The 14,548-nt window shown below is 72.3% G+C and carries 15 protein-coding genes; 8 read left to right on the top strand and 7 right to left on the bottom strand.

The features are described 5' to 3' along the window. Positions 1-82: 82 nt before the first annotated feature. Positions 83-847: an FkbM family methyltransferase gene (locus ACWH43_RS06885; protein ID WP_158446517.1), complete on the bottom strand. Its 765-nt coding sequence runs from the start codon at positions 845-847 to the stop codon at positions 83-85. Next, positions 844-2,673 (bottom strand): glucans biosynthesis glucosyltransferase MdoH, encoded by a 1,830-nt coding sequence (mdoH, locus tag ACWH43_RS06880; RefSeq protein WP_158446516.1) that lies wholly within the window; start codon positions 2,671-2,673, stop codon positions 844-846. The genes ACWH43_RS06885 and mdoH overlap by 4 nt, the downstream gene beginning before the upstream one ends. Before the next feature lie 258 nt (positions 2,674-2,931). Between mdoH and ACWH43_RS06875 the strand changes: the two genes are divergently transcribed. The 5 genes from ACWH43_RS06875 to ribA all read left to right on the top strand — a co-directional run bounded on the left by ACWH43_RS06875 (position 2,932) and on the right by ribA (position 7,429). After that, on the top strand, positions 2,932-3,723 hold the full coding sequence (locus ACWH43_RS06875; protein ID WP_311734759.1) for a zinc-dependent alcohol dehydrogenase: 792 nt from the start codon (positions 2,932-2,934) through the stop codon (positions 3,721-3,723). Between the two features lie 55 nt (positions 3,724-3,778). Beyond that, positions 3,779-4,180 carry a 6-pyruvoyl trahydropterin synthase family protein gene (locus ACWH43_RS06870; RefSeq protein ID WP_158446514.1) on the top strand — a complete coding sequence of 134 codons (402 nt, stop codon included), beginning with the start codon at positions 3,779-3,781 and terminating at the stop codon, positions 4,178-4,180. Further along, complete coding sequence (locus ACWH43_RS06865) at positions 4,177-5,241, top strand: glycosyltransferase family 4 protein (RefSeq protein WP_158448275.1); 1,065 nt, start codon at positions 4,177-4,179, stop codon at positions 5,239-5,241. The genes ACWH43_RS06870 and ACWH43_RS06865 overlap by 4 nt, the downstream gene beginning before the upstream one ends. Beyond that, complete coding sequence (locus tag ACWH43_RS06860; protein ID WP_158446512.1) at positions 5,242-6,081, top strand: SAM-dependent methyltransferase; 840 nt, start codon at positions 5,242-5,244, stop codon at positions 6,079-6,081. A 220-nt stretch (positions 6,082-6,301) separates the two neighbouring features. Continuing rightward, positions 6,302-7,429 (top strand): GTP cyclohydrolase II RibA, encoded by a 1,128-nt coding sequence (ribA, locus tag ACWH43_RS06855; RefSeq protein WP_158446511.1) that lies wholly within the window; start codon positions 6,302-6,304, stop codon positions 7,427-7,429. A gap of 13 nt (positions 7,430-7,442) precedes the next feature. Here the strand turns inward: ribA and ACWH43_RS06850 are convergent, their stop codons facing one another. The 4 genes from ACWH43_RS06850 to ACWH43_RS06835 form a co-directional block, all read right to left on the bottom strand. Beyond that, positions 7,443-8,303 carry a TIGR01459 family HAD-type hydrolase gene (locus ACWH43_RS06850; RefSeq protein ID WP_158446510.1) on the bottom strand — a complete coding sequence of 287 codons (861 nt, stop codon included), beginning with the start codon at positions 8,301-8,303 and terminating at the stop codon, positions 7,443-7,445. After that, positions 8,303-9,244, bottom strand: a complete 942-nt coding sequence (locus tag ACWH43_RS06845) for a sugar kinase (protein WP_260347689.1) — start codon at positions 9,242-9,244, stop codon at positions 8,303-8,305. Before ACWH43_RS06845 ends, ACWH43_RS06850 begins: the two co-directional genes overlap by 1 nt. Positions 9,245-9,328: 84 nt before the next feature. Then, the gene (locus ACWH43_RS06840) at positions 9,329-10,573 is read right to left on the bottom strand and encodes a hypothetical protein (protein WP_158446508.1); all 1,245 of its coding nucleotides are present in this window, start codon (positions 10,571-10,573) and stop codon (positions 9,329-9,331) included. A 170-nt stretch (positions 10,574-10,743) separates the two neighbouring features. After that, the gene (locus ACWH43_RS06835) at positions 10,744-11,400 is read right to left on the bottom strand and encodes a GNAT family N-acetyltransferase (protein ID WP_158446507.1); all 657 of its coding nucleotides are present in this window, start codon (positions 11,398-11,400) and stop codon (positions 10,744-10,746) included. A gap of 31 nt (positions 11,401-11,431) precedes the next feature. Between ACWH43_RS06835 and ACWH43_RS06830 the strand changes: the two genes are divergently transcribed. The 3 genes from ACWH43_RS06830 to ACWH43_RS06820 all read left to right on the top strand — a co-directional run bounded on the left by ACWH43_RS06830 (position 11,432) and on the right by ACWH43_RS06820 (position 13,496). Beyond that, positions 11,432-11,866 (top strand): hypothetical protein, encoded by a 435-nt coding sequence (locus ACWH43_RS06830; RefSeq protein ID WP_158448274.1) that lies wholly within the window; start codon positions 11,432-11,434, stop codon positions 11,864-11,866. A 67-nt stretch (positions 11,867-11,933) separates the two neighbouring features. After that, a complete protein-coding gene (copM, locus tag ACWH43_RS06825) occupies positions 11,934-12,317 on the top strand; it encodes a CopM family metallochaperone (protein ID WP_158445395.1) in 384 nt (127 codons plus the stop codon). A gap of 141 nt (positions 12,318-12,458) precedes the next feature. Then, entirely contained in the window at positions 12,459-13,496 is a 1,038-nt protein-coding gene (locus ACWH43_RS06820) for a lysylphosphatidylglycerol synthase transmembrane domain-containing protein (RefSeq protein WP_158445396.1), read from the top strand. A gap of 10 nt (positions 13,497-13,506) precedes the next feature. On the opposite strand, the gene ACWH43_RS06815 is transcribed toward ACWH43_RS06820, so the two are convergent. Next, positions 13,507-14,412: a DMT family transporter gene (locus ACWH43_RS06815; RefSeq protein ID WP_158445397.1), complete on the bottom strand. Its 906-nt coding sequence runs from the start codon at positions 14,410-14,412 to the stop codon at positions 13,507-13,509. Between the last annotated feature and the right edge of the window lie 136 nt (positions 14,413-14,548).

Raw genomic sequence — 14,548 nt, 5'->3', positions numbered from 1 at the left:
CGCAGCGGCCGCGCCACCGGACAACGCGGCGGCGGCGCGATCCGTTCCGCCGAAGGCGCCGGCGCAGGCCCCGCCGCCGGTCTCAGCCCTGGAGGACGGCGTAGACGTCGCCCGAGCCGGCGCCGCGCGGCAATCCGCGCAGATACCCGCCCATCGCCTCGGCCGTGACCGGCTCCGCCAGCGCCAGCTTCTGGCTGTCCCCGAGCGTGAGGTTGAAGCGGTAGCGCCCGAGCGTCTCCAGCAGCGCCAGGCAGCCCTCGGCCACGTCGCGCCGCTTCGTGGCGAACTCGAACGAGATTGCCGGCACGGCCCGGGTCAGCCCGGCCAGAACATGCGCCTCGAAGCCCTCGACATCGATCTTGAGCAGGTCCGGCAGGCCGTGGCGCGCGATCAGCTTGTCGAGCGTGGTGCAGGGCACCGTGATCTCATGGCCCCAGAGCTGCTCCTCCTCCTGCTGCTCCCGCATCCCCGCTGCGGCGCCGAGAAAGGCGGCGGAGACGGTGGAGGTCGCCGGATCGGTCCGGCTGATCCGCAGCGCGATCGAGCCTTCATGGTCGCCGCAGGCCGCCTGGATCAGCGTCACCAGCGGGTCGCGGCGATGGATCAGGCGGATCGCCCGGGCCGGCCCCGGATCGGGCTCCAGAGCGATCACGCGGGCACCGAGGCGCCGGAAGGCGGAGATGCGGTCACCGAGATGGGCGCCGATATCGAAGACGAGGTCGCCCGGCTTCAGGAAGGCGCCGTAGAGGCGGTCCATCGCGGCATGGCGTTCCTTGTCGCCGTAATACATCCGCAGGCGGCGCGAGAGCGCCTTCACCGTTCCCTTGGGCCAGGTGACGACGTTCATCGCCGCCCTCCCATGCCGATCGCCGCCAGGACCGGCGGCGTCGCGCGCTCCTCCGGCGCGCCGCACAGCCCGCGGCGCGCGAGCCAGGCTCCCGCAGCCGGCAGCGCCGTCAGCAGCGCGAAGGGGATCGCCAGGAGATAGCCGGCCGTCACCGGCAGCGACCAGAGCAGCACCGCCGGCGAGAGCCAGGCCAGCGAGGCGAAAAGGAAGAGGCCGAACAGCAGATGCGGCCACAGCCCTGCGAGCGCCGTGGCGAGGGACAAGGCATGGGCATCGCGCGCCTGCCCGTTCCAGCCGATCCGCCCGCGCCCGCAGGCGAGCCCGGCCATGAACAGCGTCGTGCGCAGGCTGGTGGCGGCGCCCTGCAGGAAGCCGCAGGCGATCTCCAGCGCGGCCGAGGCCAGGAACAGCCGGGTGCCGCCATAGCGCGCCGCCCCGCCCCGGCTCAGCAGCGTATCGGCGAAGCCGGCGAGCTTCGGCGCGATCTGCATCGCCAGGAGCAGGCCGTAGAGCCCGGCGGCGAAGGCGGCGGGATAATCGGCGAGCGTCCGGTCCTCGAGCACCTTGAACGGCAGGAGCGCCACCATCAGCGTCGAGGCCGGCAGGCCGAGGAACATCAGGATCGCCCAGGCGAGCTGATAGCGGCTGGTCGGCCGCAGCCCCGGCAGGCCGAGGAGCCTGAGATATTGCAGGTTGCCGAGGCACCAGCGCAGGTCGCGCTGGGCGAAGTCCAGCATGGTCGGCGGGTTCTCCTCCCAGCTTCCGCCCTCGACCGGCAGCACGCGCACCTCGTAGCCGGCCCGGCGCATCAGCACCGCCTCGACCTGGTCGTGGCTCATCACCGCCCCGCCGAGCGGCGGGCCGCCCGGCAGCACCGGCAGGCGGCAATGCGCGCGGAAGGGCGCGATCCGCACCAGCGCGTTATGGCCCCAGAACGGCCCGCAATCGCCGGCCCACCAGGCCGCCCCCAGCGTGTAGGGCCGCATGCCGTGGCGCATGCCGAACTGGAAGATGCGGGCGAAGGCGGAGCGGCTGGGCATGCCGACCACCAGCGATTGCAGGATCCCGAGCCTCGGATGGGCCTGCATGATCCGCACCAGCGCGACCACCGCGTCCCCCGCCATGACGCTGTCGGCGTCGAGCGGCAGCATCAGCTCGTAGCGCTCGCCCCAATGCTCGCAGAAATCGCGGATATTGCCGGCCTTGAACCCGGCATTGATCGCGCGCCGGCGATAGCTCAGCCGGGCCGGCTCGCCGATCTCCCGGGCCCAGTCGGCCGCCAGCCTCTCCTCGGCCGCCGCCACGGCCGGATCGCTCGTATCCGACAGCACGAAATAATCGAACCAGACCCCCTCGCCGGTGGCATCGAGACTGTCCTTGACCGCCCGGATCCGGGCGAAGGCCCGCTCCGGATCCTCGTTGCGCAGCGTCAGCAGCACCGCCGTCCGCAGCATCAGCGGCGCCGGCCGGGCGCCGGCCGCCGCGAAGGGCGCCGCCTCGGCGAGGCCGTCGCGGCGGCCATGCAGCAACCACAGGCCGATCGCCGCGTTCCAGAAACCGAGGACGCTCCAGGGCGCCGCGACGAGGAAGGCGATGAAGACAGCCAGATCCACCCCGCTCCAGCCGCCGAGCCCGAGCAGGCGGGCGAGCCCGGCGGCGAGCCCGGCCAGCGTCACGAGATTGAGGGCGAGCACGAGCAGGCGCCGGCTGCGCAGCGTCGCGGCGGATTGCAGCCCGGCCGGCGTCGCGCCGAACGGCTCGACATCTTGCGCGGCCCGCTGGAACGTGGTCGGAGCGGAGCGCTGGTTGGTGACGGTATCTGTCATGATCGGCTGCAGGCGGGCTCGGACAGACGGGATCGGATCGCAATGGCGCGGGAGGTAAAGACCGCAACCACAGATGACGCAAGGGCAAATCCCCTGGCACTTTGGTATGCATCGCCCCGTGAATGCCGGCTGAATGCCGCGCCTCTCCCGCCGGCCGGACCGGAGGACTGCCTCGTCGCCACCCTGTGGAGCGGCATCAGCCGCGGCACCGAGAGGCTCGTCCATGAGGGGCGAGTCCCCGCCTCCGAGCATGAGCGGATGCGCGCCCCGTTCCAGGAGGGCGCCTTCCCCTTCCCGGTGAAATACGGCTATTGCGCGGTCGGCCGCGTCGAGGCCGGCCCGCCGGATCTGCGCGGGCGGCCGGTCTTCTGCCTGCATCCGCATCAGCAGCGCTTCGTCGCCCCGCGGGCCTGCCTCGTCCCGGTTCCCGACACGGTGCCGCCGCGCCGCGCCGTGCTCGCCGCCAATATGGAAACCGCGCTCAACGCCCATTGGGACGCCGGCTCCGGCCCCGCTGACAGGATCGTGATCGTGGGCGGCGGCGTCATCGGCCTGCTCACCGGCTGGCTCGCCGCGCGCCTCCCGGGCGCGGAGGTCACGCTGGTCGATGTCGAGCCATCCCGGCGGGCCGTGGCGGAGGCGCTTGGGCTGCGCTTCGCCCTGCCCGCGGCCGCGCCGCGGGACGCCGACATCGTCTTCCACGCCAGCGCCAGCGCCGCCGGCTTCGCCACCGCGATCGGCTGCGCCGGGAACGAGGCCCGCATCGTCGAATTGAGCTGGTATGGCGAGGGAACGGTGCCGGCGCCGCTGGGCGGCGCCTTCCATGCCCGGCGGCTTCAGCTCGTCTCCTCCCAGGTCGCGGCGGTCGCCCCGTCCCGCCGGGCGCGCTGGAGCCATGGCCGCCGCGCCCGCGCCGCGATGGAGCTGCTCGCCGACGACCGGCTCGATGCGCTGATCACGCAGGAGATTCCGTTTTCGGAAGCGCCCGCACAGATCCCCGCCGTCCTGGCCCCCGGCTGGTCCGGCCTCACCGCCGTGCTGCGCTACTGACGGCGCTTCGGCGCAGCCCCCCTTAGGACCCGTTCCACCCGCAACAGGAGCCCGCATGTTTTCCGTCGAAGTCCGCGACCGCATCATGATCGGCCATTCCCTGCCCGATCCGTTCTTCGGGCCGGCGCAGAATTTGCACGGCGCGACCTTCATCGTCGACGTCGCCTTCTTCCGCGAAAGGCTGAACCCGCAGAATGTCGTGGTCGACATCGGCGCGGCGCTCGACGTGCTCGCCGCGACGCTGGCGCCGCTGAAATACCAGAATCTCGATGCCCTGCCGCAATTCGCCGGCATGCTCACCACCACGGAATTCCTCTGCAAGCACATCTTCGACGCCATGGCGGCGGCGGCCGCCTCCGGCGCGCTGGGCGCCGACGGCGCCGGCCTCGCCCGCATCCGCGTCACCCTCCACGAGACCGATCTCGCCCGCGCTAGCTATGAGGGCCCGCTCGGGTGAGCGGGATCGTCTTCGCCATTCCCGGAGACCTCGGCGCGCCCACCGGCGGCTACGGCTACGACCGGCGCCTGCTGCGGGAATGGCGCGAGGCCGGCATCCCGGCCCGCCACCTCGCCTTGCCCGGCGGCTTCCCCTTCCCGACGCAGGCTGAGCTGGAGGCGACGGAGGCGCTTCTGGCGCAGGCCGCTCCCGAAGAGGTGCTGCTGGTCGACGGGCTGGCCGGCGGCGCCTTCCCCCAGGCGCTGGCGGCGCGGTTCTCCGGGCGCCTCGTCGCGCTCGTCCATCATCCGCTCGCGCGGGAGACCGGCCTGCCCGCCGCGGCGGCCGAAACCCTGCACCGCAGCGAGAGGCTGGCGCTGGGACATGCCCGCGCCGTCGTCGTCACCGGCCCTGCGACGCGCGATGCGCTGATCTGCGACTACGGCGTGCCGCCGGAGCGGATCGCCGTCGCCGTGCCGGGCACCGACCCGGCCCCGCGCGCGGCGGGCGGGCCGGACGGGGCGGCGCTGCGGCTCCTCGCGGTGGGATCGCTCATTCCCAGGAAGGGCTACGACCTGCTGATCGAGGCGCTCGCCACCCTCGCCGGGCGGAGCTGGACCCTGACCATCGCCGGCTCGCCGGAGCCTGCGCCGGCCACGGCCGCGGCATTGCGCGCCCGCATCGCGCGTTGCGGGCTGGAGCAGCGCATCCGCCTCGCCGGCGCCGTGAGCGCCGGGCGCCTCGCCGCGCTCTATGCCGGGGCCGACCTCTTCGTCATGCCCTCGCTCTACGAGGGCTACGGCATGGCGCTGACGGAAGCCCTCGCCCATGGCCTGCCCATCGTCTGCACCCACAGCGGCGCCGGCGCCGACGCCTTGCCGGACGCGGCGGCCCTGAAAGTGCCGCCCGGCGACGCGGCGGCACTTGCCAAGGCCCTCGCAAGCCTGATTGATGCGCCGGCTGAACGTCGCCGGCGCGCCGATGCCGCCTGGTCGGCGGCGGCGATGTTGCCGCGTTGGCGGGACACGGCCCGGATCGTCGCCGCGGCGTGCCTCGGCCGCGACGGCCGAAAGGTGGGATGAATGGCTGGGTTCTCTCCGGAATGGCTCGCGCTGCGCGAACCGGCGGACCATGCGGCGCGCAATCCGCAGGTGCTGGCGGCGGTCGGCGCCTATTTCGCCGACAAGCCCTCGCTCTCGGTGCTCGACCTCGGCAGCGGCGCCGGCTCCAACCTGCGCGGCAGCTACGCCGCCCTGCCCGCACGGCAGCACTGGACGCTGGTCGACCATGACGGCGCCCTCCTGGCCAGGGCGCGCGAGCACCTGCGGGCCTGGGCGGACGAGGCCCGCGAACAGGGCGAGGAGCTCGTCCTCGCCAAGGGCGACAAGACGATCACGGTCGATACGCGCCGGGTCGATCTCGACAAGGATCTCGAATGGGTCTTGGGCTGGCAGCCCGATCTGGTCACGGCGGCGGCCTTCTTCGACCTCGCCTCGAAGACCTGGATCGAGCGTTTCGTCGCCGCCCTCGCCGGCCCGAAGCTGCCGCTCTACGCCGCGCTGACCTATGACGGGCGCGAACGCTGGAAGCCGGCTCATCGCGCCGACGCGCAGATGCTGGCCGCGTTCAAGCACCACCAGCACATGGACAAGGGCTTCGGCCCCGCCGCGGGACCGGAAGCCTGCGAGATCATGGCCGAAGCCTTTCGGAAATCCGGCCTCGCGGTCTCGACCGGCGACAGCGCCTGGATGCTCGACGGCGGGAGCGGCCCGCTGCGGCAGGCCCTCGCCGAAGGCATCGCCGAGGCGGTGCGCGAGACCGGGCAGCTCGAGGCCGCCGCGATCGCGAGCTGGCTCGCGGCCCGCCGCGACGCGGCCTCCGTCCTGGTCGGGCACCAGGACCTCTGGGCGCGCCCCGTCTGAGCACGGGCATCGCCTCCCCGGCCCGACCGCGCTATCCTGCGCCGCCCGGCCGGACCGCGCCCGGAAGCCGGGAGTGCGGCCATGCATGGATTCGATTGCGGAACCTGACCTGCCGCGAGACGTTGGTGGAATGCCGTGCGACGATTACCTATATCGTGGCCGCGGCTGATTTCCGCTGCTTCCCGGCCGCGAACGGCCCGACCTGACAGGTTTTGTTTGCATGCCTGAGTCGCCTACGCTTTTCGGCCGTCCCGGCGAGACCCTGCGGGTCGTGGTGGAGCGGGCCATCGCGGAATTCCGCGCCGGCCGGCCCGTTCTCCTGCAGGACGGTGAAAACCTCGCCTTGGCCCTGTCGGCCGAGCTCGCGGACAGCGAGCTGGTGCGCCGCCTCGACACGCTCGCCGCCGGCAACGGCCACCTCGTGCTGACTCCGGCGAGGCTGCGCCGTCTCGGCGCCCGCGAGCGGGTCGAGCCCGGCATCTTCGCGCTGCCGGCCATCGATCTCGACCGGATCGCCTATCTCGCCTTCAGGCTGGACAGCCGCATGGACGCGCCCGTCGCCCCGGCCTCCGCCCTCGACGGCGCGGCGCTGGAGCTGGCGCGCCTGTCGCTCGTCCTGCCGGCCGTGCTCGTCGTCCCGGTCGGCGCCGCCGCCGTCGCCGGCGAATCCCTGGTCGCGGCCGATATCGCGGCGGTGAACGCCTATCGCGCCGTGCAGGCCGCCTCGCTCAGGATCGTCGGCCGCGCGCCGGTGCCGCTGGAAGGCGCGCCCGACACCGAATTCGTCGTCTTCCGCGGCGGCGAAGGCTTGCGCGACCAGGTCGCGATCATCGTCGGCAAGCCCGATTTCTCTGCCGCCGTGCCGGTGCGGCTGCACTCCGCCTGCCTGACCGGCGACCTCTTCGGCTCGCTGAAATGCGACTGCGGCGACCAGCTCCGCGAGACCGTGCAGTGGATGGCGGCCCATGAGGGCGGCGTCCTGCTCTATCTCGATCAGGAAGGGCGCGGCAACGGCATCTCCAACAAGATGCGCGCCTACAAGCTGCAGAGCCAGGGCTGGGACACCTACGACGCCGACGAGGTGCTCGGCTTCGACCTCGACCAGCGCCATTTCGATTTCGCCGCGACGATGCTGAAGCAGCTCGGCGTCTCGCGCGTCGTCGCCCTCACCAACAACCCGCAAAAGATCGGCGCGATCGAGGCGGCGGGGCTGGAGGTCGCGGCGAGCCAGCGCGTGCTCGGGCGGCCGAACGCCCATAATGTCCGCTACCTCGCTTCCAAGCGCGACCGGGCCGGACACCTCATCGACATGGACGCGCTGATGGCGCGCGCCGCGCCCAAGGACTGAGGCGCCGGCGCTCTCAGGCCAGCGCCGCCATCGCGGCGACGGGCTGCACCGGCAGGCCGTCGAGCACCCTGGCAAGCCCCGCCGGGTCGACCTCGCCGCCCCGCATCGTCTCCTCGCGATGGATGCCGCCGGCGACGAACAGGCTGTCGAAGCCCATCAGCCGCGCGCCGGCGAGGTCGGTGCGGACCGCGTCGCCGATCACCAGCACCTTCTCCGCCTCGACCGGGCGCCCTCCGCGCAGCCCGGCCGCCGCCGCCAGCGCCAGGTCGTAGGCCGGGCGATAGGGCTTGCCGGCCCAGGCGACGCTGCCGCCCAGCTCCTCGTAGATGGTCGCGAGCGAGCCGGCGCAGGGCAGCAGGTCCTCGCCGACATGCACGACGAGATCGGGATTGCCGCAGACGAAGGGCAGGCCGCGCGCCGCGAAGCGGCTGAGAAGGGGCCGGTACTGCTCCGGCGTCTCGGTGCGGTAGTCGTTGAGCTCGGTCGCGACGACGAGATCGGCCCGCGCTTCGTCGACCAGCTCGACATCCAGCCCCTCGAACACCGCGCGGTCGCTGGCCCAGCCGATGTGATAGGCGCGCTTGTGATGGCTCTCCGCGATCAGCGCGCGGGTGACGTCGCCGGAGGTGACCAGGCTGTCCCAGGCCGTGCGCGGCACCCGCTTGGCGTCGAGCAGCCTGGCGACGTGGTCCGAAGGCCCCGGCGCGTTCGAGAGCAGCACCACCGCGCCGCCGCGCTCGCGGAAGGCGGCGAGGGCCGCGCAGGCCGGCTCCAGCGCCCAGAGCCCGTCATGGACGACGCCCCAGACATCGCTGATCAGCACATCGTAGCGGGCGAGGAGCGCGCCCGCCTGCTTCAGGACCGGAACCGTCATCAGATACCCCTGGCCTCCGCCGCCATCCGCGCCTCGACATCGGCCCGCCGCGGCACCGGCGCGACCGCGCCGTAGCCCTGGGTCGACAGCGCCGCGGCGACATTGGCATAGGCCCCGGCGGCGAAGGCGTCGCCGGTGCGCAGATATTCGGCGAGGAAGGCGCCGTCATAGCAGTCGCCGGCGCCGGTCGCGTCGATGGCGTCGACCTTGATCGGGCGGAAGCGCTCGCGCCGCACCGGCGTCGCGACCAGCGAGCCCTCATGGCCGAGCGTCAGCGCCACCACCCGCGCGCCGAGCCCGAGATAGACATCGACGATCGCATCCGGCTCGCTCAGCCCGGTGAGCTGCGTCGCGTCGTCGAGCCCCGGCAGCACGATATCGGCCATGGCGCAGGCGGCATGGATGATCGCGCGGGCCCGCGCCAGCGGCCAGAGCTTCAGGCGCAGATTGGTGTCGTAGGCGGTCAGCACCCCGGCGGCGCGCGCCGTCTCGAACGCCGTGAAGACGGCGTCGCAGGCGCTGGCCGAGATCGCCTGGCTGATGCCGGAGGCCTGCACGATCCGCGCCGCGCCGATCAGCCCCAGCGGCAGGTCGCCCGGCCCGTAGAGGCTCGCCGCCGAGCCGGCACGCAGATAGGAGAAGACATGGCCGGACGGGCCGTGATCGACGAAATAAAGCCCGGTCGGTGCGCTCGGATGCGTCGCGACATGGCTGTCGTCGACGCCCTCGCGCCGCCACAGCGCCCGCACCGAGCGCCCGGCCATGTCGTCGCCGAGCGCGCCGACATAGCCGACCGACAGACCCTGCCGCGCCGCGGCCACCGCGCAATTGGAGGTGTCGCCGCCCTGGCCGAACTGGAAGGCGCCGGATTCGGCCCGCGTGGCGTTGAACTCGCCGAGCGGCTCGCCGAGGCACAGAAGGTCGATTTGGCTGTGTGTCACGGGATTTGAAACCATTGAAACGGCATCCGGCGCGGGGCGTGCCTTCCTAGAGCATGGCCTTGCCGATGGAAACCGCTTTTCGCCTCACTCCGCCGCCTCGCGCCCAGAGGGCTGGCTCATCAGCCGGTCCGCCAGGCGGATGATCTCCTGCCGGAGCGCCATGTTGCCGCCTTGCGTCGCGGCGTCCCGGCGCAGCGCCGCAAGCTCCCGCTTCGCCGCGGCGCCGTCGTCGCGGGCCTGCCGCAGGGCGCCTTCCAGCGTCTGCAATTCGGCATGCAGCGACTCGATCCGCGTCTCGCGGCCCTGTTCGGTGTCCTTCAAGGCGGCCGTCTCCTGCTCGTGCCGGCGGCGCGCCTCGGCCAGGGAGTGCTGGGCCTCGGCGAGCCAGCCTTCCAGGGCATCGATGCGCTCCTGCGCCTGCTTATGCTCCGCGCGCTCCTCTTCGAGAAGCCGCGCATTCTGCCGCGCCTCGGCCGTCGCGGCGCTGCTCTGGGCGTTCGCCGCGGCGAGCCCGGCCTCGGCCTGCTCGGCACGGGATGCGAAGGCGTCGGCGCGCCGACGCTCGCCCTCGCGCTCCGCCGTCATCGCCGCCAGCGCCGCCTCGCTGCGGGCGAGGCGCTCCTCCGCGGCGGCGAGCCTGTCGCCGAGCTCGTCCCGCTTGCCCTGCAGCACCATGATCTGCGTCCGGTCCTCGACCTGCGCGACCCTGAGCTTCTCATGCGCATCCCGGCTCTGCGCCAGCTCGGTCTCCCGTTGCGCCAGCAGCGCCTCGGTCCGCCCGACGGTCTCGCGCTCGCGCTCGAGCTCGCCGGAGCGCGCGTCGAGATCGGCGCTGGTTCCGGTCAGGGCCTGGCGGGTCTCGGTCAGCTTCGCCTCAAGCGCCGCCAGATCGGCGATCCGCTGCTCCAGCGCCGCGGTCGCCCCGGCATGGCCGGCCCGCTCCGCCTCCAGGGCCGAACGGGTCTCGTCAAGGCTGGCGCGGGTCTGCGCCAGCTCGGCGGAGAGCGTCGCGATCTGCGCGTCGCGCGCGGCGCGGTCGTGCCTGAGCTGGCCGATCTCCATGTCGCGCCGGCCGATCTCCTGCATCGCCCCGGCCTTGGCGGCGAAGCCCTTTTCGGCCTGCTGCTCCACCGTCCGCATCCGCATCGCGAGCGCGGCGCGCAGATGGTCGCGATCGGCGGCGATCTCGGCGAGGGAGAGCGGGAAAGCGGCCTCCGCCCGCTTGCGCGCCAGGCGGTCGGCACGGCGAGACAGCGCCGGCACGCAGGCGAGCGCCAGCAGCGCGGCGCAGAGGAAGCCGAGCGCGAACAGCATGGCGGCTTCGATCAAGGCGAGCGGCTCCGCATCCGGTCACAACCGGCCGAATCCTGCCATGGCCGCCCGGCCATGGCCAGCGAAAGCGACGGAGCACCGGCGAGCGAAGGCTGCGAAGCCGCCGTGCGACGCTTCGCGGCGAGCGATCGGGCCGCCGAAAGCCGGGCCCGCCCGCCCATCGCCGCTCAGGCGATGACCGGATGGTGCGGCACCGCGCCGCGCTCCATCCGTCCCGCGAGCCGGGGATCGTCGTCGACCTCGATGCTGCGCTTGAACACCGCGAAGCCGGAACGCTGGTAGAACTCCACCGCGCCCTGATGGTCGAGCGTGCAGGTATGGACCCAGAAGCGCGAGATCGGCCTGGCCCAGGCCAGCGCCAGCGCCCGGTTCATCAGCCAGCGCCCGGCGCCCCGCCCCAGCAGCGGCTCGTCCAGCCCGAAGAAGACGAGCTCGGCCTCCCCCGCCACGCGGAAATCCAGCTCCAGGAGCCCGACATCGCGCCCCTCGTGGCGCACGGCATGGAGCGCGACAGCCGGGTCGGTGAGGATCGCCTCCAGCTCCGCCAGCGGCTTGACCAGCCGGCTGAACCACATCCAGCGCTCGCCGAGCAGCCGGTAGAGGGCGAGATAGCGCCCGGTGTCGCGGCCGTCGATCGGCTCCAGCGAAAAGCCCTCCGTCCCCGGCGGGTCCGGCCGGACAGGTGGCGGCGCCCGCATCTCCAGCGAGGTGACGACCGCGGCGATCTTGCCGGGCGGCAGGTCGGTGATGCCCGTGAGGCTGATGGTCAGGGTCTGCGGCAAGGCGGTCGGTCCGGCAAGGGCGTCTGGGTCTGCCGCGATCATGACATGATCCGGGCCGAAAGATCAGGGTGCGATGACGCATGGCAGAGGCATAACGCCGCCGGACCGGCGGCGCCGGGCAAGGCGGTGGCCGCAGGCGCTGCTCCTGCTGCTGGCGATGTGCCTCGCCGTCCTGCCGCACGCCACGCTCGCCGCCACCCTGACGCGGCTTCCCGAGCCCGCGAGGCTCGCCGAGACGATGCCCCGGACCGAGGCGCGGCCCGCCGCGCAGCCGGCACCCTGCCATGAGGCGCGGGAGGTCCAGGACCCGGCGCCCGGACATGCGCATTCAGGGATGCCGGCCTGCTGCATCGCCGGCTGCGGCCTGCTCGCCGCCGCTCCGTCGCCGGCCCTGCCCTCGCGACCGATCCTATGGTCGCCCCCCGGCCCCGCCCCGGCCGAGCCGCTTTCCGGCCTCTCGCCCGAGCCGGCGAAGCCCCCGCCCCGAACCGGGGCGATGTCGAGCTGAACCCTTTTCAGGCGGCGCCGGCGCCTTGCCGGCGCGGACCGCCCTTCGTTCTCACGGGAATTCCAAGATGAAGCTTCTCAAGACCTCTCTCGCCGCGCTGGCGCTCGCGGCCGCCTTCGCCGGCCCGGCCCTGGCCCAGCACCAGCATCAGGGCCATGGCGGCGGCACGATGAAGATGGACGGCGCCGGCACGGACAGCGCCTCGACCAAGGCCTACAAGGACGCCAACGCGAAGATGCACAAGGACATGGACATCGCCTATTCCGGCGATGCCGATGCCGATTTCGTGCGCGGCATGATCCCGCATCACCAGGGCGCCATCGCCATGGCCAGAGTCGTCCTCGCCCATGGCAAGGACCCGGAAATCCGCAAGCTTGCCGAAGGCGTGATCCGCGACCAGGAGAAGGAAGTGGCGCAGATGCGCGAATGGCTCAGGAAAAACGGCAAATAGTCGCCTCAGACCGGCAGGCGGCGGCGACGCCGCTTGCCCTTGGCCCTCCCGGCTGGCAAGAGGGCAGAAGGTTCGCGCCGCTGCGGTGACGACGTGGGCCCGTTCAAAGCCTCGTCAGCATCCTTCCGTTCCGCGGCCTCCATGAAACGTTATCTCGATTACCTCTGGCCGATCATCGGGCTCGTCGCGGTCGTCTGGTCCGTCGAGCTTCTGTGGAGCAAGCTCAAGGCCGAGGCCGGCTCGGACGCGACCATCGAGGCCCTGCTCCAGAACGCCAATCTCTGGCAGAGCATCAAGATCATCGCCCACCGCATCGGCCACAAGATCGCGGTGATCCCGCCCGACGCCTTCTTCCACGCCGCGCTCGCCACCCTCGTCGCCTATGCGGCGCTGGCCTGGTACGACCGCATCGCCCTGATGCATCTGGGCAAGGAGAAGGGCATCTCCTGGTTCTACGTCTCGCTCTGCTCCTTCGTGACCTACGCGCTCTCGCACAATATCGGCGCCTCGGTCTTCTCCGGCGGCATGGTGCGCTACCGGGCCTATACCGCGAAGGGGCTGACGGCCGCCGAGGTCGCGGTCCTGATCGCGCTGTGCTCCTTCACCTTCGCTTTCGGGACGCTGCTGATGCTGGGCTTCGTGCTGGTCTACGAGCCGCAGATCCTGCACCCGCTGGAGCGGCTGTCGAAATGGTTCGCGATCAGCGACCGCACCGCCCGGCTCATCGGCGCCGGCATGCTCGCCTTCGTCGTGCTCTACACCATCGGCTCCTGGCTCGGCTTCAGGCCGCTCAGGATCGGCAAGTTCGAGATCATCTATCCGCGCCTGCGCATCGTCGCCCGGCAATATCTCGCCGCGCCGCTCGAGCTCGCCGGCGCGGCCGGCATCATCTATTTCGCCCTGCCGGAGCAGGGCAATCCGGGCTTCATGATCGTGCTCGGCGCCTTCCTGCTCTCCTTCTCGGCCGGGCTGCTCAGCCAGGTCCCGGGCGGCGTCGGCGTGATGGAGGCGGTCTTCCTCGCGGTGATGCCGGGCGTGCCGGCCCCGGCCGTCTTCGCGGCGCTGCTGATCTGGCGGCTGTTCTACCTGATCCTGCCGCTGGTGATCTCGCTGCCGATCGTCATCGCCTTCGAGCGCGCCCAGCTCAAGCGCAACACCCGCATCGCCGCGCCGCCCTGACGCGCGCGCCTCAACCGCCCCGGGGCGCGGGCCGCTTCAGCGCGATCGTCGCGGCGCCGAACATCAGCGCGGCGCCGATGGCCTCGGACAGGCCGAAAGGCTCCTCCAGCACCGCGACGCCGACGCCGACGGCCACGGCCGGGCTGACGAAGGCGTAGAGGCCGGCCCGGAAGGCGCCCCAGTCCCGCAGCAGCCGCATATAGATGGTGAAGCCCATCAGCGAGCCGCCGATGACGAGGAAGGCGACGCAAGGCAGGACCGGCCATTGCGCCAGCGCGGCAAAATCGGCGCTTCCCACCCTCTCGACGGCGAGGGACACCGCCGACAGCCCGATGCCGCCGATCAGCGTCTGCCAGCCCGCCAGGGTCAGCGTCGGCATCGTGCCCGCGATCGGCCGCGAGAGCACCGCGCCGGTGCAGTAGAACAGCGTCCCGGCCGCGACCGCGGCGAGCCCGATCGCCTCCTGCGGGTCGCCCTGCACGGCGGACAGCCCGCCCAGCGCCCGCGTCGCGAACAGGAAGCCGAGCCCGATCGTGCCGAGCCCGATGGCGGCGAGCTTGCGCCCGTCGACCGGCTCCTTCTCGATCGCGCGGCTCGCCAGCAGGGTGAAGATCGGAATGGTCGCGAAATTGACGATGGCGGCGAGCCCGGTCGGGGCATGGGCCGTGCCCCAGAACAGCAGGGTGTAGTTGGCGGTGTTGAGCAGCAGCGCCGTGCCGACCAGCCGCGGCCAGGCGCCGGCCGGCACCTTCGGCATGTCGCGCCCGGCCCAGAACAGCATCAGCACGCCCGCGATCGTGAAGCGGACGGCCGCGAGGAACACCGGGGGTACATGCGTACCGCCGACCTTGACCGGCAGCCAGGTCAAGCCCCAGACGAGGCACATCACGGCGAAGAGGACGGCGTTCCGGCTCATGCCCGTCGCTTAGCCGCAGCCCGCCGTGCTGACCATTGCGCGGCGGGCATCGGGGGGCCGTGGAAAGCGGAGGCGTCTCCCGTCATCTCGCCGGCGCCGACGCTCCTCGCTATAAAAGCTGAAGCGCCGGGCTGAC

It is taken from the genome of Allobosea minatitlanensis (assembly GCF_964020775.1).
Note: the sequence above shows the minus strand (reverse complement) of the source record. Positions and strands in the feature narration are given on the sequence as shown.